At 74.0% G+C, this 1,493-nt stretch carries 2 protein-coding genes; both read left to right on the top strand.

Going from position 1 to position 1,493, the window contains the following annotated elements; translation table 11 throughout:
* On the top strand, window positions 1-228 hold a 228-nt coding region (locus tag IH54_RS42325; RefSeq protein ID WP_159012390.1), incomplete at its 5' end, for a hypothetical protein.
* A 2-nt stretch (window positions 229-230) separates the two neighbouring features.
* The coding region (locus IH54_RS0138595; protein WP_031526228.1) for a polyketide synthase dehydratase domain-containing protein at window positions 231-1,493 on the top strand (1,263 nt) is incomplete at its 3' end.

Here is a 1,493-nt window from a genome sequence, read left to right as displayed (position 1 = left end):
TTGTTCACCGCCGGTGTGGATGTCGACTGGTCGTCGTGGGTGTCCGGTGGGCGGCTCGTGGACCTGCCCACGTATGCCTTCGAGCGCCGGCGCTTCTGGTTGTCGGCGGGACGGTCGCCCGTGGACGCCGCCGGGCTCGGTCTCGACCCGGCAGGGCACCCCCTCTTGCACGCGGCCGTCCCGCTGGCCTCGCAGGACGGGTGGGTGCTGACCGGACAGTTGAGCTGACGTTGGAGCGTCCGCTGCTGCTGGCGGAGGGCGCGGCGGTGGTCGTACAGGTGTCGGTGGGCGCTCCGGACGAGGCCGGTCGCCGGTCGGTCGCCGTCCATTCCCGTCCGCAGAGCAGCGGTGAGGAGTGGGGCAGGCACGCCACGGGGATCCTCGCGCCGGGCACCGCCGCGTCGGAGGAGCGCCTCGGCACCACGTGGCCGCCCCCGGGCGCCCGGCGGATCGACGGTGCCGGGAGCGTCTCCGGGAGCTACGAGCGGCTGGCCGGGCTCGGTTACGGCTACGGGCCGGTGTTCCAGGGGCTGCGGGAGGTGTGGCGGGTCGGGGAGGAGCTGTTCGCGGAGGTGCGGTTGCCCGTGGAGCCGGACGGCTTCGGGGTGCATCCCGCGCTGCTGGACGCCGCCCTGCACCCCCTGCTCGGCGACGAACTCCGGGTGCCGTTCGCCTGGAGCGGGGTCCGCCTGTCCTCGGTCGGGGCTTCGGTGCTGCGGGTGCGGTTGTCGCCGGTGGCCGACGGCGTGGTGCGGGTGGCCGCGTTCGACGGTGCGGGGATGCCGGTCGTGACGGTGGAGGGGCTGCGGCTCCACCCGATGTCGGAGGAACAGCTCCGCCAGGTGGCGGGGCAGGGGGCCGGTGGTCTCTTCGCACTGCGCTGGACGCCCGTCCCCGCGCCGGAGGCAGTACCGGAGGCGGCGCCGGTGCCGGGGGTACGCGTGGTGGAGATCGCGCCGGGCGGTGACGTCCGCGAGCGGCTCGGTGACGTGCTCGCGGTGGTGCAGGACTTCCTCGCCGAGGGGCCGGAGGACGGCCGGTTGGTGGTCGTGACGCACGGAACGATGGCGGGAGTTGCCGATCCGGCGACGGCCGCCGTGTGGGGTCTGCTGCGGTCCGCGCAGGCAGAGCACCCCGGCCGTGTCGTCGTCCTGGACACCGCCGCCGATGCCGATGTCCCGAGCGCGGTGGCTGCCGCACTGGCCATGAACGAGCCCCAAGTGGCCCTGCACGACGGCCGTTACCTCGTACCACGGCTCGCGGCGCTGCCCGCCGACGAGGTGCGGGAGGAGAGCCCGTTCTCCCACTCGCCCGAGGGGACGGTGGTGGTGACGGGGGCGGGTGGTGTGCTGGCGGGGCATGTAGTGCGGCATCTGGTGGGGCGTCATGGGGTGCGGCATGTGGTGTTGGTGGGTCGTCGTGGTGGTGAGCGGGTGGATCGGTTGGTGGCGGAGGTGTCGGCGGTGGGTGCGTCGGTGCGGTTCGTCGTGTGT

The sequence above is a fragment of the Streptomyces sp. NRRL F-5123 genome (assembly GCF_000721495.1).
Lineage (GTDB): Bacteria > Actinomycetota > Actinomycetes > Streptomycetales > Streptomycetaceae > Actinacidiphila.
Note: the sequence above shows the minus strand (reverse complement) of the source record. Positions and strands in the feature narration are given on the sequence as shown.